Annotated in this window: 13 protein-coding genes; 9 read left to right on the forward strand and 4 right to left on the reverse strand. The window is 57.0% G+C overall.

Features of this window, described 5'->3' with window-relative positions:
* The first annotated feature begins 188 nt into the window (after window positions 1-188).
* Window positions 189-926, forward strand: a complete 738-nt coding sequence (locus tag Pr1d_RS16270) for a PEP-CTERM sorting domain-containing protein (protein WP_148074517.1) — start codon at window positions 189-191, stop codon at window positions 924-926.
* 641 nt (window positions 927-1567) lie between these two features.
* The gene (locus tag Pr1d_RS16275; protein WP_148074518.1) at window positions 1568-4666 is read left to right on the forward strand and encodes a beta strand repeat-containing protein; all 3099 of its coding nucleotides are present in this window, start codon (window positions 1568-1570) and stop codon (window positions 4664-4666) included.
* 250 nt (window positions 4667-4916) lie between these two features.
* Here Pr1d_RS16275 and Pr1d_RS16280 read toward each other — a convergent pair whose 3' ends face one another.
* A complete protein-coding gene (locus tag Pr1d_RS16280) occupies window positions 4917-6245 on the reverse strand; it encodes an extracellular solute-binding protein (protein ID WP_148074519.1) in 1329 nt (442 codons plus the stop codon).
* A gap of 391 nt (window positions 6246-6636) precedes the next feature.
* Between Pr1d_RS16280 and Pr1d_RS16285 the strand changes: the two genes are divergently transcribed.
* Window positions 6637-7035 carry a hypothetical protein gene (locus Pr1d_RS16285; protein ID WP_148074520.1) on the forward strand — a complete coding sequence of 133 codons (399 nt, stop codon included), beginning with the start codon at window positions 6637-6639 and terminating at the stop codon, window positions 7033-7035.
* Window positions 7036-7623: 588 nt separating this feature from the next.
* On the opposite strand, the gene Pr1d_RS16290 is transcribed toward Pr1d_RS16285, so the two are convergent.
* Both Pr1d_RS16290 and Pr1d_RS16295 read right to left on the reverse strand, forming a co-directional pair.
* Window positions 7624-8895: a PQQ-binding-like beta-propeller repeat protein gene (locus Pr1d_RS16290; protein WP_148074521.1), complete on the reverse strand. Its 1272-nt coding sequence runs from the start codon at window positions 8893-8895 to the stop codon at window positions 7624-7626.
* Window positions 8896-9240: 345 nt separating this feature from the next.
* Window positions 9241-9669: a helix-turn-helix transcriptional regulator gene (locus Pr1d_RS16295; protein WP_148074522.1), complete on the reverse strand. Its 429-nt coding sequence runs from the start codon at window positions 9667-9669 to the stop codon at window positions 9241-9243.
* A gap of 219 nt (window positions 9670-9888) precedes the next feature.
* Here Pr1d_RS16295 and Pr1d_RS16300 point away from each other — a divergent pair, with 219 nt between their 5' ends.
* The 5 genes from Pr1d_RS16300 to cysN all read left to right on the forward strand — a co-directional run bounded on the left by Pr1d_RS16300 (window position 9889) and on the right by cysN (window position 17848).
* Complete coding sequence (locus tag Pr1d_RS16300; RefSeq protein WP_148074523.1) at window positions 9889-11478, forward strand: proton-conducting transporter transmembrane domain-containing protein; 1590 nt, start codon at window positions 9889-9891, stop codon at window positions 11476-11478.
* A 43-nt stretch (window positions 11479-11521) separates the two neighbouring features.
* Window positions 11522-14188: a YbcC family protein gene (locus tag Pr1d_RS16305; RefSeq protein WP_148074524.1), complete on the forward strand. Its 2667-nt coding sequence runs from the start codon at window positions 11522-11524 to the stop codon at window positions 14186-14188.
* A 62-nt stretch (window positions 14189-14250) separates the two neighbouring features.
* Window positions 14251-14808: a hypothetical protein gene (locus Pr1d_RS16310; RefSeq protein WP_148074525.1), complete on the forward strand. Its 558-nt coding sequence runs from the start codon at window positions 14251-14253 to the stop codon at window positions 14806-14808.
* A gap of 30 nt (window positions 14809-14838) precedes the next feature.
* Entirely contained in the window at window positions 14839-15798 is a 960-nt protein-coding gene (cysD, locus tag Pr1d_RS16315; RefSeq protein ID WP_238476521.1) for a sulfate adenylyltransferase subunit CysD, read from the forward strand.
* Between the two features lie 85 nt (window positions 15799-15883).
* Window positions 15884-17848, forward strand: coding sequence for a sulfate adenylyltransferase subunit CysN (gene cysN / locus Pr1d_RS16320; RefSeq protein WP_148074526.1), 1965 nt, complete (start codon window positions 15884-15886; stop codon window positions 17846-17848).
* 70 nt (window positions 17849-17918) lie between these two features.
* On the opposite strand, the gene Pr1d_RS16325 is transcribed toward cysN, so the two are convergent.
* A complete protein-coding gene (locus Pr1d_RS16325) occupies window positions 17919-19337 on the reverse strand; it encodes an IS4 family transposase (protein ID WP_148074404.1) in 1419 nt (472 codons plus the stop codon).
* A gap of 432 nt (window positions 19338-19769) precedes the next feature.
* On the opposite strand from Pr1d_RS16325, the gene Pr1d_RS16330 reads away from it, so the two are divergent.
* On the forward strand, window positions 19770-20798 hold the full coding sequence (locus Pr1d_RS16330) for an integron integrase (protein ID WP_449240576.1): 1029 nt from the start codon (window positions 19770-19772) through the stop codon (window positions 20796-20798).
* Window positions 20799-21194 lie beyond the last annotated feature (396 nt).

Below are 21194 nucleotides of genomic sequence, written 5' to 3' on the forward strand. Positions count from 1 at the left end.
TCAGAAAAAAGCCCTTTTGGCGGCTTAGGACCTCGAAATCTACTCCCCATTACAGAGACTATATGAAGTTAAGAATTCATACTGAAATACCTCAGCAGAATTATCCCAAATAAGATCTGATAAGATGATAGCTGGGCATAAAATGACCTTTTTGAGGAAAATTCGATTTAGCCCAGGGGAGTTCTCTGATGACGCACCAATTAGAAAGAAAGCTCATGGTAATCACTGTGAAACGAATGTTGTCTTGGACGATCAACAGTGTCATCATCATGATCGTGTCTAATGCTCACGCAGATACGCTGAATTTTACGCTGGATAATCTCCTATTGGATGACGGTGGACAGATCACTGGCACGTTTGATTGGACCTTTAGCGCGGGGGACTTTGAGGGGGGGAGCGGGGCATTTACTGCGCTAGACATACCATACACTGCATACAGCTTTGCTGCTGGTAATCTGAATACGGATGTACAGTCCAATGCCATCGAGATTTCTGGAAACGGCAACTACCATGATATGGGCTTAGATATAAGAATCGTTCTCTCACAGTCTCTCTCACCCACTCAGTCTGTGCCGATTGATACGGACCCAACCCAAAGCTTCTTCGAGTGCTGTGGCAATGGTTTCCAAGACCAGCCTTTCCTAAGTGGAAGAGTGGTTCCTACTGCCCTTCTCAACGGCGACTTCGACATCGACGGTGATGCGGACGGCCATGATTTTCTTGAGTGGCAGCGAGGTAATTCTCTCGACCCACTGAGTGCGAGTGACCTTGCTGCTTGGAAGAACAATTACTCAGTGTCTCTGCTCGTGGCTACAAGCGTGGCCTTGCCGGAGCCATCGACTGTGGTGCTGCTATCGTTCGCTGTAGTGTGGAGCAATTTGACCAGAAGGCGGCTCATCGCCTCGATAGTCTCAAGAACTCATTGATGATTGACACTATCGGGAACAGACCGTTTTCTGAGACGCAGCTTAACAACTCTTTGCACGCGGCGGTGTGCACATCCTCGTTCAATTGGAGACAACTCAAAAGTGCAGCGGGTGGACCAGTTTCAGCGAGTTGGCCAGTCGGCTAACTTGCAGCGGTCTTGTTCGAGAAATGACACCTCTGCAACTTCGGAGAAGCCCCAATTCAACGCGGTTGATGCAACCGACGCTCGGTAGCTCGTGGACGATTTCCCGGTTTAACGACGGACCGGTTCAAGTGGTTAGTCACATCGCTGCCGATGCAACGGGTCGATGACGAGGTGTCTACAAAGTTGGGGTATCTGCCCCATTTTGTCGAGCGGCTGCCCACCGTGTGCCGCAGTACAACCGACCGCGTATAGCACCATCCCGACTAACCAGAATGGGGGGGGCAGGGCATCGAAGAATCGATTCGGCTCCTGAATTCTTGCGCCGTAGGTGGCGAATCGTGCGGTTTCGGATACATATCGACCCAATCGAAGCAATTGTGGCCACATCTTCTGTCAATTTGGTGATCACTCCTCTATGATTGCAATTAACCTCAAGCGTTATTGCCTTGTCTGTTGAAGCAGCGGCGCAATTTTCTCTTTGCTTTGGGAGTGGTCATGAATGCTTTCGCTCAACTGAAAATTGCGGGAGTATCGTCTCTTTCGCAGCAAATTGGCAAGATCGCACGCCGGGTACTTTGGACGTTCATTGTGATCGGCGGTGTTCACCTGCTCCTTTTTCAATCCGCCGCGCCAGCCGCAACGTGGACAGGAGCGTCGGACCCATTATTTGGAAGTGCGAATTGGTCAAACCCGTTTAATTGGGAGCTTAACGCGGGTCCAGGTACCTTAATCGGTGGAGATAACGTGATCTTTGCCGAGGCCCTTCCTCCTGGATTTAGAAGCCATTCCACTGTCGACTCGATCATCAGTATAGATTGGATCTCATTTCGCGGCTCCGTCGGCGTTGATCCGGAATTCGTAGTTAATGCAGCGGCCGGCGCGAAGATCACGCTGACCACCGAGGACGGCGTAAATCTGTTCGGCAGCTTCACCGATCTGCACGAAGCCGACCAAACCATCAATGCGCCGATAGATCTTGGGAACTCTGTCGTCAAATTTCAAACCCAGTACACGGAAGGCCAACTGCGCATTACGGGAAATGTCGATCTAAAGGGAAACGAGTTATACGCCATTCCCGATAGATTACTCGACGGCGGGGACATCCTCATCAGCGGGCGGATCTCGGGTAGCGGTTCTTTGAAAGTTGGTCATCTGTTCGGAAACAGTCTGGGCGGCGTACTCAGCTTAACTGGCACCAATGACTACAGCGGTCCCACCCACATCACGGACCGGGCCGTACTGGCACTAACAGGCAGCGGTCGCCTCCCTGACACCGATTTGACCATCGACAATTTTGGTAGTTTGAGAATGACTGGTATGACGGACTCGATCCGAAGCCTGAACGGCACTTCTACAGCGAGCGTCTTATTACTCTCTAACGCCAAGCTGGTCCTCGGCAATAATGGCATCCCTGGAGGCGGGTCGTTCAGTGGCAATATCTCGGGAGCAGGCAGCCTGGAGAAGAGGGGATTTGCGATGTTGACCCTGCGAGGGATCAATTCTCAAACGGGTGGAACCATAGTAAGGGACGGCATACTGGCGGTGTCTGGCAATGGGCAATTGAGTGGTGGAGATGTTCATGTCCAGGCCGGCGGCAACTTGAGACTCGACGGCGGCACGATCTCGACCGGCAATCTCGATGTCAATGCAGGCGGGACTTTCGATTTTCAATCCGGTACGGTGAATCTTCTAACGGGCACTTCCCAATTCCTGGCTGGGGACGTGCGCGTGGGCACTAATGGATCCGGCACGTTGACATTGGATGGGGCTGCCTCGGCGGCGTACGAGTTTTCGAACCTGATAGTCAACAACGCCGACGACACCTTGACCGTCAAAAATGGTACGACGACGGTTAATACTGTGGATAACTCCGTCGGTGGAACTCTCAACTTCACTGGTGGGACACTCAATTTGGCAGACGCCAGTGGCGGGCTGATCACCGGCGCCCAGGATGAAACTCTGCTCGGAAGCCTCACCGGAGTGGGTGGCGTGACAAAAGTCGGTAACGGAACGCTCCGGCTGTCAGGCGTTAGCACCTACAGCGGCCCGACGTCAGTCACCGGCGGCGAGCTGCGCGTCGTCGGCTCGATCAACGACACCAGTGCCGTGAGCGTCGTCGGCGGCGGATTGCTCACCAACCAAGGCGTTCTTACGCTCGCAGTGGGTGGTTCCGTTTCCCTGTCAAGCGGCGGCGAAATCGACTGGGACAATTCAGAGTTTTCCGTTACCGGCAACGGCGCGAGTGTAACCATCGAGAACCCCGACTCGCAGTGGACCCACGGCACTGGCGACTTTCAGATCGGAACCACCGCAGGCAGCCCAGGCAATCCAATCACCCTCGACATCCTCGACGGGGCGGTGCTGGATGCCGAAGGGAGAATCCTGCTCAGTGACGTCGCGGGTTCTCACAGCGAGACCACCGTAAGCGGCTTCAACGGAGTCGCTTCTCACCTTAAGGCGGGCTCAAATCTCTTTGTCGGCGACCAGAGCGTCGCTGTACTGACCGTCAGCTCGGGGGCGATCGTGGAAGCCGTAGGGGACATTCAGATCGGCGGCTGGGACGAGGGCGACGGCACGGTGTTGGTCACCGGCAATTCGTCGCAGCTCATCTCCGGCGGCCACACGATGCTTGGCGACGGGAATGGGACCTCGGGCATCGGCGACTTGACCATCGCCAACGGCGGCACGGTTCAGACCGACCAGCGCGCCATGCTCGGCAGCAAGCCGGGCGGCACCGGAACCGCCACTGTCAATGCGTCCGGAATCTGGAATGCCGGTTCGATGTACGTCGGTGGAACAAACACCGAAGAAGCCGGCACGGGGATGCTCGAGCTGAAGCCGGAGGGGGAAATCAACGTCGCCACCGAGCTGAAGGTCTGGGGCACAGGCACCGTGAACTTCAGCGGAGGTACGCTCGACATCGCCACGCTCGACGTGTCCGCAGCGGGCAGCACTTTCAACATGACCGGCGGGCGTCTGGAGGTCGAAACAGTGGAGGGAGATTTAACTGTTGTTGGCGGGACCTTGGCTCCCGGCGAGTCTCCCGGTTTGACGACAATAACTGGCGACTTCAATCCCCAAACAGCGGCAACCCTGGAAATCGAAATTGGCGGTACCATGGCCGAAACCGAGTACGATGTCCTGGATGTTACTGGCACAGCGATGCTCGACGGAATCTTGAATCTTTCCTTCGTTGACCTCGGAAGCGGAACATTCGCGCCAACCGCCGGCGATACATTTGAGATCCTGACTGCAGCAAGCGTGTTGGGCGAATTCGACACGGTGACCGTCCCCGCATTGCCGGGGAACCTAGTCTGGTTTGTGAACTACGCAGCCACATCAGTCGAATTAGTTTCCACCTTCGCTGGAGACTTCGACTTGGATGGCGATGTCGATGGACGCGATTTTCTCGTTTGGCAACGGGGCGGTTCTCTCATCCCACTCAGCCAAGACGACCTTACCGCTTGGCAGACCAACTACGGAGCGATTGCACCGCCATTAGCCGTTTCGGCTGCCGTGCCTGAACCTACGAGTTTGCTGCTCGTAATCGGGGCGACCCTTTGCTGTGTTTACCGAAGGTGCATCACCCGCTGACAATCGAAGAAATACGATGGCAGGCTTAGCAGATTAGTGTCAATGACGCACCTCGAAACCGGCTTCGGTTGAGTACACCGAAGCGACTGTGCCTGTTTGCTTTCACGCGGAGGTTGGACCAACCACCCACAGGAGGGGTTCGTGGCTATCTGCGGAGTTCTACCCACAGCCAAGACACCTCAGTCAGTTCGCCGTGTCCCCTAACACCGCCGAATGCCCGCGCGTCAGGTTTCAGCGAGTCTCTGTTACGTTATTGCAGTTTCATCTCAGAAATTCTCCGCTCGGCCATGATTTGCATCCTCTTTCCAGCTTCTTCGGGGGTGAGCTCTCCCTGAAGCAGCGCTCGAAGAGCGGGACGCATGGAGTCGAAGATTGCTCTCAGTTCGTATTCTACCGGCATCGGTCGACCCCGCTCAACTTGCTTGACTGAGACGGTAAATATCTTGTCGCTGCTGGAGAGTGCTTCTTCGTACAGTACATGAAGCGAAGAGACGATCCGCAATCGCTTTACTAAACGGCGTTGCACTTCCTCTGAAGTCATGTACTGGACAAACAACATCGCAGCATCTGCGCGCTCACCCTTGGCATTGGCATTCAGCGAGTAACCAATGGGCGCCACCATCGGTCGCATTGGTATGCCGGTACCACTGACCGCTGGCAACACGGCGACGGCTGCGTTTAGCTTGGGATTGCCCAGATAGTCACTCCAGCTCCAATCGCCGTTGATGATCATGGCGGCTTTGCCATCTTTGAACAGAGCGTCGGCAATCGCGTAATCGCAATTTGGCGGTGTCACCAGTTCTTTATTTACGATACGATGAATCAGCGCGTAAGCTGCGATGGCTTCGGGAGTATCCAAATTAGGAACGCCGGGCGAGTTTTCGTCAAATACCCAGGCGCCGCAACCTGTTAGGAAAGGGACCGCGAAGAACGGCTCCGAGCAGTTCCACACTAGGCCATAGCGTTCTGGACGCCCGTCCTGATCCTCATCAATCGTCTGCTGCTTGGCGATCTGGATCAGGTCCTCAGTCGTTTGGGGAGGCTCGGAGACATAATTCTGGTTAAAGACAAGGGCAAGGTGGTTGCCGACGCGACCACCCACCAGAAGCAGTTCCTCTTTGGAAGAGTCATCTAGGCCTGGCAATTTGATCAAGGAGCCCTCGCCAAATTGTTGCTGTTGTGTTTTGCTGATCCATGGTGTCATGTCCTGGATGATCCGCTTGCTTTGAAAAAGCTCCACCGCATCGGAGGGGCCGTAAACAAGATCGGGACCTATGCCATCCAGGGCTGCTGACTCATAGCCACTTTTCGAAAGCGCTCGCACGTCGATTTCTGGGTGCAGTTGGCGGAATCGTCCAATTTCGGCGTCGATTGCTTCTCGTTCGCCTGAGACCATGTGGTGCTGCCACATCGTGATTATCAGTCGATCGGATTGCTGGGCTGCGCATGCCGCGATGATGAACAGGAAGCTTAGGCACGCCAAAACAATGAGGGTGATCAGTCGATTCAATGTGTTCCTCTTGCTTCTCAGAATTATCGAAGGCGACGATCCATCCGAATCTAAAGTTAGCCATCGCATGGTTCACCTCCCCCAGAATAAGTTTTCTGCCTTCATAGGGTAACTGCCGAAAAGACCGCGTTGCCCGAAATCTATTCTGCGAATTTTTGGCGGCGATTTCTGAATTGGCTCCGCTGTGTCTTTTATGTCTTTCTGTCTCCTTTGCGTGCGATCCTGCACACTTTTCGCGGCCGCAAGCCACCCGGCTCCGGGTTTTCGGCCTCTTTAAGTTCACGAGATTAGAATGTGCAATATTCGTTCCTAGTTGCTCAGCCCCCTCGCGTCTTCGGCTAAATCGCAGCATAGCTTTGCAGCGAAAAAGAAGAATATGTATGATTGCGTTATAAGAAGGAAATCCCCACCCATTACTTGTTATGTTGCTTGTTTGATGACTTTTTCCCGGACGCCTGTAATGCAATGGGCGATTATCGTCGGACATTCCATGACGGGAATGCTCATCGGAGCTTACGCGCCAGACGCGTTTTCCGTTGAATTGGCGTCAACTGCTGAAATAATCTACTTTGGCAGCATCACCGCAGGATTCGTTGTCGGAACGCTCTTGGCAGTTCGATGCAGTGCTAAAAAAATACTCCGTTGGATTGCGATGGCTCAACTTTTCATAGCCACGGTGATTGGTGTGATCATCAACTTGGGGAGCCTTGGAGAAGATCCTTATGAAATCTATGCATACGTATTTCGACATTACGTGTACACTTCACTAGTGATTGTTTTCGCCGCTCTTTTCGTTGTCGGTTCCCATATGTGTTGGACTCGACGCGTGCGCCGCCAGCTCAAAGATCCCGCAACATAACAAAGCGATCAACCGAAGTCGCGGTAGCCGGGCGCCTTGACAATGGAAAATCAACTCCCGCGACTCGGTTATCGCGGACGTTATGCAGCTAGTGCAGCTCTCCAACTAACAGCGATGTTCCCAACCGCCGCAAGTTTAGGGGCGGCGTAAGTAGCGGCGGTCGATAAATCCGCCGGACTTGGCGACAGGCAGTTATCGTCAGCGGTTTTCACGCCGACTGCACAACATGGCGGTTCGTTCTGGGTCACGATAGCAGTCGCTCGCAGGCCGCCAAACGTGGCCAGGCGCTATCGCTTTGACTGCGCCTTTCACTGACCCGAACTCGCTGAGGCGTCTGCTGACGCGAGACACCTCCAGCAGTTTGCTAAAGTCCTAAACCGCCGCGGCTGATGCATCCTCAGTGAGTTCAAGTTAAACCTAGTTGAAGTCGGTCTGTTTCACGTCTGAACTTAGCAACCGTCCCCTGAGGCACTTGGGTGAGCGAGCCCCCAATCAGCAGAACGGTTCAGCAGATGACTGAGTTTCTCGCGGAGGTTGTCTTCCAGGTACAACTGTTGAGCAAGGCGTAGACAATTCCACCGACCCCGCTCAATAACGGAAAACCTTCAGCGAAGTGAGGTCGCGAACTAACAGGCCGCCATCAAAAACCCCCAGGTAGCCCCACGAGTCGTCAGCGACTTGGCGCGTGGATTGAATGACAAGATTTTGAGGATCGGCCTTCACGAGCAGCAGCTCGCCGCGAGAGCTGAGCCCGAGAATCGCGTGCCGGTTCCGAACGAGGCTTTGGTATTTGCCGACCGGCTTGCTGGTCCATCGGATCGCTCCGGTCTCGACGTCCAAAGCGGTCAGTCGCTCAGCTTTCGAATGGAGATAGATCGTTTGTGCGTCAGCAACCGGCGACGACATGTACCCCTGGGTTTTCTGATTCCAGACCTCTTCGACCGTCCACGACCCTTCCGCGAACGTAACCGCGAAACATTGCGACCTCCCGGTGTGAGCCGCCATGAAGACCCGGTCGCCGATCACGGTTGGGGTGAGAATGTTCATGTTGCGATATGCCTGGATAGGTACCTGCCACAAAACGCTTCCTTTTTCGAGTTCGACCCCGCACAGCCGGGTCCGGGTCTGCACGACCAACTGCCTTATCCCCGCAATAGAAGCGATGATTGGGCTGCTGAGGGCGTCATCGTCCTCGCCCTCGTCGGCTAGGGTCCTCCAGACCGTCGATCCGTCGTCGATGGCAAGCTTGACTGTCCCGCCGCCGCCCATGACGTAGACCGCGTCGCCGTCGATCAACGGTGAGCAAACCCCGCCAAACGTCTGTCTCCGCGCTGCGAACCGGTCCGCTAGGTCTACCTTCCATCGCTGCTCACCAGAAGTCTGGTCGAGGCACACCAGCTCGTCCCGCATCCCGAGGACGACCAGGGAGCCACTCCCGAGGGCGGGCGTCGACTTGATACACGAGCCATTTTCTGCCGCATAGGGGGGGACGACGATCGCCCCGTCCCACTCCGACTCCCAGAGCACCGCCCCAGTCTCCATGTTGAACGCAGTCACCCTCTCGAGTGACTCATCGACGGTCTCAGTTGTGAAAACGGCTTGCCCGTTGGTCACGGGCCCACTGTAAGAAGGCCCAAGGCTCTTCTCCCACGCCAGGGCCAGCTCATCGAGCGTTTCCGGCAGGTTACCCTGCCAGGCGCCATCCCGCTGTGGGCCACGCCATTGATCCCAGTCGCCCTCACCCGCTTCGACCGAGCTTACGGTCATGGCGAGGGCTAGGCCGGCCAACTGGCAAAAGCGAACCGCGTGGACGGTCAACCAGGGCAATGCGGAGAGTGTTTTGTAGGAAGCGTTGCTCATGTGGATTTCTCGAATCAGCGCGACGGGGCCAGGTACAGGAGAGAGTCATGGCGAAAGGCGGCTCCGTTCTCCCCATCCGGCGCCGTCTTCGCACCGATTGTATCCTTGGTTGCGCTCGCTGTGTAACCCCGACTGCCTGCGACCCTGCATATCCTCAGAGGTGTCACTGGCCAAAACATACCGCTCACACTTTGCAGAAGTGCTTGTCCGCGCCGGGTGATGCACCCTCAGCTGCGGATGCATCGCATGAACTCGCAGAGGTCAAGATCACCAAAGCAATCTTGCTGTGATTGCTTGACATCCAGGGCGTTTTTCCTTCTCGCCTCTCTTGGGGTCTGTTGCGGATTAAAGCCAAGCGTTCTGCTTAGCGTTGGGATGGTCGACGATGAGTGAGAGCAGGTCGGCAATCTTGCAGTGGGCCTCGATTGGGTGGCGCAAGTAATGATCGGACTTCACTCGGTAGTGGTTGCGACGCCCGATCTTCTCACGTTCGATGAACCCCTCTACTTCAAGGTCGGCGATGATTTGCTGGATCGCCCGCTCGGTGATCTCCACCCGCGCGGCAATCTCTCGCACCACGAGGTCCGGCTCGGCGTGGAGCAGGATAAGAACGTGAGAGTGGTTGGTCAGGAACGTCCAGCGGTGGCGGGGCTCTGGTCCAGCCTTAGTCGGCGGAGCCGCAAGCGGCGGCAGCGATTGATCGGTCGATCCCGCCCGATCCTTGGGTTGCTTCCTCGCCTTGGGCGGTCGGCTAGTCGCATTCTTCTTTGGCATCTAGTTAGCTCAGAACTTCAAAAAAGTAATGGAATCGGCTTGCGGCAGTTCGGCGGCGACAACTACCGACGCCGGCAGTCAACGCTGTCTCCTCATCAGTTTAAATCATTTTAAAGAAAAAATGGGGTAAACACCAGAAGCCCAATTGACGAAATAAAATTCCGGTATTATATTTCGCATTTTATCTCCGCTTCCCCGAAACCTCCGGCCGGCATTCCCATGACGAACTTCGTACTCCTGATTCTGATTTCCTCGACTTTTGCCCTGTTTTCCTTCTGTGCGGCGTCCGCCCCTGCCTGCAACCGCCACCCGGTGGCGGTCCGGTCTACCGTTACGCTTCTGGTCGGGTGGCTGTTTGGAACTGCATCGGCCGCGCTTCTTGGCCGCCTGCTGGGTGGCATCGATCCGATCGCCGAACTGAGATGGCCGCCGGTGGGCCCCCTGGCGTGCGGAGCTTACTTGGACGGTGTTTCGAGCCTAACTCTTGTGCTGGTCAGTTTCGTAGGGCTCGTTGTCTGCCGATACTCGATTCGCTACCTCGACGGCGACCCGGGCCAAGGCAACTACTTCCGCTGGGTCGCCGCGACGATCGGCAGCGTCTCACTGCTGGTGCTGTCAGGTAACTTGTTGATGCTTGTCGGCGCCTGGATCGCCACCAGCCTTTCACTACACCACTTGCTCCTACACTTCTCATCGCGGTCAGGCGCCCAGCGGGCCGCGTGGACGAAGTTCGCCATCAGCCGTGCGGGCGATGTCTTCCTGGTCGCAGCCCTGGTGCTCGTTTTCATTGAATTTTCGACCTTCGATCTCTCACAAATATTTGCCGCGATCGGGCCGGTCCAAGACCTTTCATCCGATCGAGCGAACGCTCTAGGGTGGATCGGCAGTTTGATCGTGTTCGGCGGGATCACCAAGTCGGCCCAGTTTCCTCTGCACAGTTGGCTCCCCGAGACTCTGGAGACTCCCACGCCGGTCTCGGCGTTGATGCACGCCGGTGTGGTGAATGCCGGCGGCTACCTGATCATTCGGCTGAGCCCGCTCGTCGTCCACGCGCCGGCTTCCCTTGAACTGCTTGCCATCGTCGGGACAACGACCGCCGTTTACGGGGGGATAGTAATGATGACCCAGTCGAGCGTGAAGAAGGCGCTTGCCTACTCAACGGTCGCCCAGATGGGATTCATGATGCTGCAGTGTGGGCTGGGCGCCTTTTCGGCGGCGATGCTCCACCTGGTCGCCCACTCGCTGTACAAGGCCTACGCCTTCCTTAACAGCGGCAACGTACTCAAGGAAGAGCAAGCCACTCGATTCGATAAACCACTCAAAGCGTCTCCTAGAGCAAACCTCGCCAAATTGCCCATCGTCGCGGCGTCAGTGCTCATTGGTTGTGGAGCGATCGCCTGGCTGATAGGCTTCGACCTCTCCGCCAAACCTGGTGGGTACGCTCTTGCCACAGTGTTCTGCCTGGCGCTGTCGATCGGAGTGTGGGAATCTTTGGCCATTCTAGGTCGAGAGGTTCGCGGCATAGCGGTGACGGCCGCCTGCGGCGTCGCAGCGCTCTATATCGGTGGCTATGTGGCGATCGACGGTCTCGTCGGAAGCTACGTAGCCCACCCGCCAGGCAACGCCACAGCTGTCTTCGCAGGATGGCTCGTTGTGGCCGCTTTTGTGGGGCTCGCCGCCTTGCAGGTCATGCTGCGGACGCCGGCAGCTCGCAGAGTGCAAGAATACCTCTACGTCCACGCCCTGAACGGTTTCTACGCCGACGCCGCCATCGACCGTCTCTCCGGCCTCCTCGCGCTTCGCAAGTAAGTCCCCAGACCCAAGCCACCTCCAACCCCTATCGGACATAAACATGATTACTGAAACTCAGGACGAGGTCATCGGACCGATCTCGCCAATTAGTGAAACAAGTGACCTCGCCCGACTGGCCGCTGAGGCATGCTACGTCGTGGCTCAAACCGTCGCGCCGGTCTGGCCGCTCGCCGACTACGTCGCTGTCAATCCCTACCTTGGCCTGACAGCCACAAGTTTCATCAAAGCACGCAAGCACCTGCAAAGCTTCTCCGATTGCGAACTCTTGATGCCGGTCGCGTACTACTCTCAGCGGTTCAAAGAGGGGCAGTTCGGCCGAGCTGACATCTACTCGGCGATCGACGAATTGGTCGATGCCGGAGTCGATGGCGCCGAGTTGCTGACCGGTAGAGGTCTTGAGCAACTGCTTTCGGAGCCGTCGCCTGTAGGATGCGATGCCGAAGCAACCGAGCCCTCGCCAAAGCCATCTCGCCTTCAGTCAATTTCTGCCGCTTACGACGAATCCGCGTGCGTGTCCTGGACCGCCAAGATTCACGAAGAGATTGGTAAGCACTGCGCCGCTCATTACGACCGGGGACAGGCTTTTTGGCCAAGCCCCTGGCAAGCTCAGCCTCTGTACTCCGCGTGGCGATCGGCGATGCGGCACGACCGGCGATTGGAGGTTATGGGGCTTCGTGGAGTACGCATTCTTGCCAAGAGTTTGCCGAACGAGCCAGCGGCTGCCGTCGCTCGGTTGTTGCAAGCCTCCCGTGTTCCCTCCGAACTCTGGCGGGCCTACCTGCTTTGCTTAGCGTACGAGTTGCCCGGCTGGAGCGCATGGACTCAATATCAGGCGTCCTGGGTCGAGGGGGGCGAGGCGCGTGTGGGCGACGGGCAAGGCGACGACCTGATCGGGCTGCTAGCTATTCGTCTCTCCTACGATGTCGCGCTGGCAAAACAGTTTAACTTCTCAATGAACGTTTTGGGGGTTCTCGAATCGCAAGTGCTGTGCGCCGAGGAGGCTGCGGCCGCTCAGCAGTGCCCAGCGGATCGCGGGCTCGTGCGATACGCCTTGCTGCGAGCCAACGAACTCGGATACCGCAACCACGTCCTCCGCCAACTATTGGCTCCGTCTGCAGCGGCGCGGCATGCTGACGACGCCGATGGGTATTCCGACAGTCTCGATTCCAAACCACAAAAACTCGCCCAAGTGGCCTTCTGCATCGACGTGCGTTCCGAGCGGATTCGTCGCCACTTTGAGTCGGCCAACAAACTGATCGAAACGATCGGCTTCGCCGGCTTCTTCGGGATTCCGTTCGCCTACGAGCGACTCGGTGAATCGACCGCAACTAATCAACTGCCGGTGCTCGTTCCGCCTCAGTTCAAGGTCGTCGAACGCGTCCGAGCAGAAGCCGCCGATCAGCAAGAGGGCGTCGCCGTTCGGCGGGGCTTTGTGCGAAGCCTGCGGAAAGCGTGGAAGCGATTCCAAACCGCATCGGCAAGCGCCTTCGCTTTCGTCGAAGCCACTGGCATGTTCTTCGGGCTAAAGCTGCTCCGGCGGGTCGTTTCCATTCGGGCTGGTTCGCTTGATCCGCGGTGCGACGGCGTCGCTAAGGAGCAACGCAACCGGTTGGGACCCGATCTGGCGGCTCTCGATACGCAGGGACTGAATCTTGATCGGCAGGCCGACTTAGCATTGTCGATTCTTACCGGAATGGGGCTGCTAAAGGACTTCGCTCGCCTCGTCGTCTTCTGCGGTCACGGGAGCCAGACCGAGAATAACCCACTCGCAGCGGGGCTCGATTGTGGCGCTTGCGGAGGCCATTCCGGCGAGCCGAATGCGCGGCTGGCCGCCCAGTTGCTCAACAGCTCCGAGGTTCGCTTCCGGCTGCTCGCGAAGGGAATTGAAATCTCCGCCAACGTTCACTTTCTTGCCTGCTTGCACAACACGACTACGGACGAGATTAGCTTCTTCGATCTTGACCTGATTCCGTCGTCTCATCGGGAGGACTTTGAGCAACTTCGCGCGGCGGCCAAAACAGCAGCCAATCAAACAAGACTTGAGCGGCTCCCACTGCTTTCAACCAACAAGGCGAGCGATCCCTTCAGGCGCGCCCTCGACTGGTCCGAGGTGCGGCCCGAATGGGGGCTCACCGGCAATGCGGCGTTCATCGTTGCGCCGCGTAGACTGACCGAGTCGATCGACCTAGGCGGGCGGGCATTCCTGCACAGCTACGACCATCGTAACGACCCCGAAGGAAAGGTGCTCGAAGGGATCCTGACCGCTCCGATGGTCGTAGGGAGTTGGATCAACCTCCAGTACTACGCATCGACGGTCGACCCCCGCCACTTCGGTAGCGGGAGCAAGACGATTCATAACGTCGTAGGCCGCTTCGGCGCCTTCTCGGGTAACGGGGGGGACCTCACGACGGGCCTGCCGTGGGAATCGATCCGCGACAGCGACCGCTACCAACACGACCCTGTGCGGCTGTTGTCGGTGGTCGCCGCCCCCCGCGCTCAGATCGCCAGAATCCTCAGCCTATATAGCGGGGTCGAACAGCTTGCCGCGAACGGGTGGATTCACTTGGTCGCGCTCGACGGCGGAAAGTTCTATCGGTTCACTCCTCAGAAGACGTGGCAGGCGATCGATTTGGATCTAGCACTAAATGGCGTCCAGATCGAAGAGCCAAGGGTCTCCGAGGCCCCGATCCCATCTCTTGTTTATTAGCTTTCGTGTCACAAACCAAGAGAAAACAAGATTTTCCTCAATCACGAAACGGAGAGTCAGAAATGATCACAGTAAGCAAACCCCTAGAGTGCAACCGGCACATACAAGATCTTAAGAAGGTAAGCCAACAGGCGGATCGCCAACTTTCTTGGGTCGTATTCGCAGACGACGACCCCGTGATGCTCCGACAGCTTCGCGAGGCCCTTAAGAAAGAGTCTGCCGCAATCATCCCGACGCCCCAATATCTGTGGAGTGGCGGAGAAGACACGCTCAAAGACGCTGTTCTTTGGTCGATCGAAGAACTTCCGATGACTTCCCTGGTTTTGGTCGGTAACTCCGCAGCGGCTGTATCGGTAAGCGAACCAATGCTGTCAGGCCAGATCACCGCGGGCGAAGGCGAGAATGAAATACTCGCGTCGGTCCGCGTGGCTGAGAGGAAGCGGTGTCTGGCCGCAGAGCACTTCTCGCAGCAGGTCCAGGCTATGATCAACGTCCCTGAGATAAGCGGCAGTCTGATGACTGGCTCTCTTGCTTTGCACTGCTTGTTCTACCGCGCCGAAAGCGGGGTGTTCGCGTTCTACGATCCGCGGGATGGTTCTTTTCGGTCGCTAATAGGCTAACTACACTTTAATTCGTCAGGAGACTGCACAGTGGTCACACAGCCAATCGACCCCAAGGAAAGCACCCGAGCGCGTGGCGTGGCTTCAGCAACGACGCCCCACCTTGACGTGCTGGAATCCGAGGCGATCCACATCCTGCGTGAGGTTGCCGCCGCGTTTGAGAACCCGGTCTTGCTATACTCGATCGGCAAAGACTCTTCGGTCATCTTGCACTTGATGCGTAAGGCGTTTTTTCCCGGCAAGCCGCCGATCCCGCTACTGCACATCGACTCGACATGGGAGTTCCGTGAAATGACGGACTTCCGAGAGCGTTACGCACGCCAAGCGCTTGGCTTGCGTGTGATCGTTAAGATCAGCGAGGAAGGACGGCAGACTGGTGTGAATCCGTTCGATTACGGTAGCAACGCCTACACCGAAGTGATGCGCACCCAGCCCTTGAAAGAGGCTCTCACTGAGAATGGTTTTGACGCGGCCATTGGCGGCGGCCGGCGTGACGAAGAACGCTCGCGAGCGAAGGAACGGGTTTTCTCATTCCGCGATCGAAGCCACCGCTGGGACCCGCGCAACCAACGCCCGGAATTGTGGAACATCTACAACACATGGCGCCGAACAGGCGAATGTCTGCGTGTCTTTCCTCTCTCAAACTGGACCGAGTTGGACGTCTGGCAGTACATCGCGAGGGAGCAAGTTCCGCTTCCTGACCTCTACCTCGCCAAACCCCGACCGGTCGTTAAGCGTGGCGGCGACCTGATTGTTGTCGACGACGAGCGGATGCGATTGGAAGATGGTGAACGGCCCGAAGTCCGGTCGGTCCGCTTCCGAACCCTTGGATGCTACCCGGTTACTGGGGCAATCGAGTCCGAGGCGTCGACGATCGAACAGGTCGTTCAGGAATTGGTCGAGACGCGAAACTCGGAGCGTCAGGGGCGTGCGATCGATCGTGATGAGGCGTGCGCGATGGAACGCAAGAAACGAGAAGGCTATTTCTAAACACCATTCCTGTGAGTAGGCAAGACTCGGTGACACATTGAAGGACTGGGTCGCATCTCACGCTCTTGAGAAAAAGAAAATCCGCATGACATCGATTACAACCCCCACCACAAGGAACGATCTAGCCGTCAAACCAGTCGAGAAGGGCCTCTTGCGCTTCATCGCATGCGGGAGCGTCGACGATGGCAAAAGCACACTGATCGGTCGGCTGATGCTCGATGCGGGAGCGGTGTACAGCGACCAGTTGGTCTCGCTTCAGGTGGAATCGGAAAAGCACGGCACGAACGGCGGTGAAATCGATACAGCCCTCCTGCTAGACGGGCTCGAAGACGAGCAGCAGCAGGGGATCACCATCGACGTCGCCTACCGGTACTTCGCAACCAAGAAGCGCAAATTCATCATCGCCGACACGCCCGGTCACGAGCAATTCACCCGTAATATGGCCACCGGCGCGTCAAACGTCGACCTCGCCATCCTCCTTGTCGACGCCACCAAGGGGGTGCTGACGCAAACTAAGAGGCACGCGTTCATCGTCTCGCTCCTCGGGATCAAGCACGTTGTCCTGGCGGTGAACAAGATGGACCTTGTTGACTACGACGAGGGGACGTTCGAGACCATTTGCCAAGAATTCAAACGCTTTGCGGCGAAGCTCGAAATCACGGACCTGCGCTTTGTGCCGCTCTCGGCGCGGCACGGGGAGAACGTCGCCGAGCCGAGTGCTAAGATGCTGTGGCACGCGGACGGGTCGCTTCTGCATCAACTCGAAACCGTCTACACCGGGTCGGACCGAAATCTGCGCGACTTCCGCTTTCCGGTGCAGTGGGTCAATCGCCCGGACGAGACCTTTCGGGGGTTCAGCGGTACGATCGCCTCAGGAGGTATCCGTGCGGGCGAAGAGATCGTTGCCCTGCCTTCGGGCAAACGCTCGCGGGTCCGTAGCATCGTTACTATGGACGGTCCGCTAGAAGAGGCGACCGCACCGAAGTCGGTCACGCTTACGCTTGAAGACGAGATCGATGTCACCCGCGGAGACATGATCTGCCGCCCCGGCAATCAACCGCACGTCTCACGCAGCGGCGAGGCAATGCTCGTGTGGATGTCGGAACAGCCGCTGCAGCTTGGCCGTCCCCTCTGGTTTAAGAACGTGGCAGGCCGAGCGATTTGTGAGGTCGAGTCGCTCCGGTACGAGATCGATGTCAACTCGCTTCACCGCACGCATGCCCAGAAGCTCGGCCTCAACGCGATCGGCCGCTGCTCGATGAGTTTCCACGAGCCGGTCGTCTACGACGCGTACGACAGGAATCGCAAGACCGGCGCCTTCATTCTCGTGGATCGTATTACCCACGAGACGCTTGCCGCGGGGATGTTCCTCGAACACGACATGTCGGGCGAGTCAGGCGAAGGACCAGCGAGCTTTCTGCCCGCTCGCAAAATCAAGAGCCAGGTTGCTCCCGAGCTTCGGTCGCAAAGGTACGGGCACGAACCCTTCACCGTCCTGCTGACCGGGCTGCCAGCGTCAGGGAAGACAACCATCGCCAAGCAACTGGAGCAACGGCTTTTCGATCTTGGCGCCATCGGTATGTTTATCGACGGCGAGGCGATGCGGCAGGGAATCAGCAAGGGCCTCGGCTTCTCGACCGAAGAACGATCCGAGAACCTCCGTCGCGGCGCGGAAGTGGCCAAGCTGCTAAACGATTCTGGACAGTTCTGCATCGCTGCGTTCTGCGCGCCCGAAGAGGCCATGCGACAGAAATTCGTCGAGATCGTTGGAAGCCATCACGTGGTCCATGTCCACCTCGACGCTTCAGTTGCCGCGTGTCGCGCCCGTGACACCACCGGCCGCTACGTCGCCGCTGATAACGGGCAGATTGAAGGGTTTCCCGGAGTGGACGTCATCTACCAAAAGCCGCCTGCTCCGGATTATACGATCGCGACGGAAGACCGAATCGACGTCGAGGAATTGGCCGGCAAAGTATTTGCCCCATTCTGCCGAAGGACGAACGTAGTCGCGAATCTGAGTGAAATTGTTTTTCGCGAGGACTCGATCTAAGCCGATGGCGAAGCTGCCGAGGTTGGACCATCTCATCGTTCCACATAAGTCATCGTCAAAAAAAAGAGAACTAGTCCGGTCCGAATGTCTGCCAGGCGGTGGACAGGTCGTAAACTCGCTGCAGCCCGAACCATAGTGTTTGCGTACCCGGGCGTGTCGATTGTCGGATGACGTAGCCTCCTAGCGAAGCAATCATGCGGATCATCTCATTCAATGGCGGTGGGGTAGATGGCGGATTCGCTTTGCGAATCGTCATCCACACCGACTTCCACTCGCTCGGTTCGAAGATCAGCTCACAACTTAGTTCTGGACACTCGCTTCCCAGTCGCGATAGATACATCACCTTCCAAGCGATAATGGCGTAGACTGCCAAACAATTGAGGATTCGCTCTAGTGTCTCCAACTGACGATCTTCTATCCGACAGCCGCTCTTCAGCGTTCGAAAATAGATTTCAATTTGCCAACGAATGCAGTAGTAAGCAATGATTTGCCGCACTTGCTGGACCTCTTCGATCGGAAGTGTTGTCGCGAGCAACCATTGGATCGGTGCAACGCCATTTGGGGGATTGGATTCTTCGGCGAGGACGAGGTTTAACGTGACGTCGGACAGTTTGCGATTGCGACCTGCTCGATACGGAGGACGCACCGTCACGGTGGTGGCTCGGACTTCTAGTTCCGCAAGGCGTGCCTCGCGTGATTCGTGACGTTTGCGCTTATTCGTGGGCCGTTTCGTGGTGCGACCACTGACGTTCACGCTACATTGATACAGACACTTTGTAGCGCGAGCCGCTTCTAGCCACGTCACCTCCGTGTCCACCGTAATCCGCTTCTTGCAGGCACGCACTAATAAGTGCACCTCGCCACTTGAAGTTGTTCGTGGTTCGCAGTACAGTTCATAAACGTCCGCTTCACTGTCGGCAATGCAGACACAAATCGTCTGGGGACAGGTGTCGGCAACTTCGCGCGCTGCCCGCAGGCCTTCGATCCACCTATAAGTTTCTTTTTCTTCGATGGGTGTCTTTCGTACCCAGCGCCCCTTTTCGTTCGTGGTCATTTTCTTGATCTTGCTACGAGTCCAACATTTCTGCCAGGCGATGCCGAGGGGCAAGCCGTGTTCATTAAAGGCAACCAACGGGTGAAAGAAAGCGCCAAGACGAGTATGGTATTCCAGAGGGCCAGCCCCGCGGACTTGCTGCTTCGGTCGGGTCAAGTCGAGATCTGTCGTATCCTGGACTAACAAGGCAACCTCGGCTTGAGAAACTCTTTCCCGTGTGGCCTCGATATGCGGCTTGAGGATTCTTTCGGGCGAGACCTTGTCATTGTCGAAGAAACGATAAGCGGCTTCCATTTCCGCTCGACCATGGGTGGCGGCGGGGACGCTCATGTTGGGCTTCGCGCCGAGCGATTCAATGACCTTGCCCAGCCGTATGGTCAACCGATGGTCGCCAAGCTTGGCACCGCGAACTTCGTCTCGTAGCGAAACGGACATCGGGGACCTCCATGAAAGAAGCAAAGAAAAGTAACGTGCTTCTCAACACAGTCCCTCGAAAATGACAAGCCAAAGAATCATTCGCAGCCAAGCTGATCTGGGCAAGGTCGATAGCAATACTATCACGAGACGCTGGTATAGCAGTGCATGCGAGACTTGTGTGGAACGATGAGTTGGACCATCTTCGGCTTCTTAGCCCGCCAGCTACGGCGCAGCGGTCTTGTCCGAGATCTGACACCTCTGCGAGTTCCGTGAGACTCGATCTCAACGAAGATGATGCAACCGCCAGCACGAAGCAAACGTCCCCTGTCGCATCGGTCTCAACCACCTCGTGTTCTGCCCATTTGCTCGTATCGACCGCCATTGTTTGATTTCGCAGTGTCCCGCGGCTCTACTATTGGGTGCTATCCGAGTACCTGATGGAAACTTGCCGTGACCAACTCGTCGCAGCATCGCCGCACACCTTTGGGTTTGTTCGCCGACAAGCCAGCGCCCCGGCTCTATGATTACATGGTCGAGGTACTCCGTGTCCGGCACTATAGTCGCCGCACGGAGCAAGCCTACGTCCACTGGGTTCGCAGATACATCGACTTTCACAGTTGGCGCCACCCACGCGAACTTGCCGAAGACGAGGTCAACCGTTTTCTAACACACCTGGCCGTCAATGAGCACGTCGCTGCGTCAACGCAGAATCAGGCGCTCTCGGCGATACTCTTTCTCTACGAGCATGTTCTGCGGCAACCGCTCGACCGAATCGAAGGCGTCGTTCGCGCCCGTCGCCCCAAGCGGTTGCCCGTCGTTCTGACGGTCGATGAAGTCTCGCGCGTGATGACGCATCTGGCGGGCGAGAAGTGGTTGATCGCGATGCTACTCTACGGGGGTGGGCTGCGACTGCTCGAAGCACTCCGACTGCGAGTCAAGGACTTGGACTTCGAGCGTGGTGAGATCACCGTTCGCGAGGGAAAGGGAGACAAGGACCGCGTAACGACGATGCCGCGGGCTATCGCGCATCCTTTGCAGGAACACCTGGAGCAAGTCAAGTCAATTCACCAGCAAGACGTGGCCGACGGCTTCGGCCGCGTGGAGCTTCCTCACGCGCTGGCCCGCAAGTACCCTAATGCCAACCGCGAATGGGTTTGGCAGTACGTGTTTCCTCAATCGCATCGCTGGAGCAATGCGAAAACCGGCGACCAAGGAAGACATCACGTTCACGAGTCACTCGTCCAAAAGGCCATCAAGCAGGCTGTTCGACAAGCTGGGCTGACGAAACGAGTCACGAGCCACACGTTCCGCCACTCGTTCGCCACACACCTGCTGACGGACGGGTACGACATACGCACGGTTCAAGAACTTCTTGGGCATAAGGACGTGCGGACGACAATGATCTACACGCACGTCCTGAATCGCGGCGGACGCGGCGTCCGGAGCCCCGCCGACGGGCTGCGCCACCGGACTCGATGAGCGCTAGACAGGGGCGGCCTATCACGCAAAACCAGGGGCGCCATCGAAGCAAGCCACTGCTACAATAGAATTTACAACAAACCACTGCCTGCGCGTTAGGCCGCACATTTGCGGTCTACAGGTGATAGGCAGAAACTTCCTATAACCAAGTTAGGCGACTTCAGAAATGAGCTGGTACGGCACACATGCCATCCGCACTAAAGAAGAAGTCAAAAGCATGCTCCCTGCAGCGGCTTGTAAGCACTGTATCTATTGGTTCCAGGTCGCAATCGGCTCGTCTTCGGAGACGTGGTATCACCGATACGAAACCTGCCCCCGCTGCGGGATTCGGCAATGGGACCTTTTAGACCAGTTCACCGCTGAGGCAAACAGTCGCCTAACCACCGGCTGCAGTTG

Origin of the sequence: Bythopirellula goksoeyrii, assembly GCF_008065115.1 — a bacterium.
Lineage (GTDB): Bacteria > Planctomycetota > Planctomycetia > Pirellulales > Lacipirellulaceae > Bythopirellula > Bythopirellula goksoeyrii.

What these genes read in the sequence shown, in the direction of transcription:
- Pr1d_RS16295 (WP_148074522.1), bottom strand. Translation starts at nt 9,669, where the DNA reads ATGCCAAAGAAGAATGCGACTAGCCGACCGCCCAAGGCGAGGAAGCAA.
- Pr1d_RS16280 (WP_148074519.1), bottom strand. Translation starts at nt 6,245, where the DNA reads ATGCGATGGCTAACTTTAGATTCGGATGGATCGTCGCCTTCGATAATT.
- Pr1d_RS16305 (WP_148074524.1), top strand. Translation starts at nt 11,522, where the DNA reads ATGATTACTGAAACTCAGGACGAGGTCATCGGACCGATCTCGCCAATT.
- Pr1d_RS16285 (WP_148074520.1), top strand. Translation starts at nt 6,637, where the DNA reads ATGCAATGGGCGATTATCGTCGGACATTCCATGACGGGAATGCTCATC.
- Pr1d_RS16310 (WP_148074525.1), top strand. Translation starts at nt 14,251, where the DNA reads ATGATCACAGTAAGCAAACCCCTAGAGTGCAACCGGCACATACAAGAT.
- Pr1d_RS16325 (WP_148074404.1), bottom strand. Translation starts at nt 19,337, where the DNA reads ATGTCCGTTTCGCTACGAGACGAAGTTCGCGGTGCCAAGCTTGGCGAC.
- Pr1d_RS16275 (WP_148074518.1), top strand. Translation starts at nt 1,568, where the DNA reads ATGAATGCTTTCGCTCAACTGAAAATTGCGGGAGTATCGTCTCTTTCG.
- Pr1d_RS16300 (WP_148074523.1), top strand. Translation starts at nt 9,889, where the DNA reads ATGACGAACTTCGTACTCCTGATTCTGATTTCCTCGACTTTTGCCCTG.
- Pr1d_RS16270 (WP_148074517.1), top strand. Translation starts at nt 189, where the DNA reads ATGACGCACCAATTAGAAAGAAAGCTCATGGTAATCACTGTGAAACGA.
- Pr1d_RS16290 (WP_148074521.1), bottom strand. Translation starts at nt 8,895, where the DNA reads ATGAGCAACGCTTCCTACAAAACACTCTCCGCATTGCCCTGGTTGACC.
- cysN (WP_148074526.1), top strand. Translation starts at nt 15,884, where the DNA reads ATGACATCGATTACAACCCCCACCACAAGGAACGATCTAGCCGTCAAA.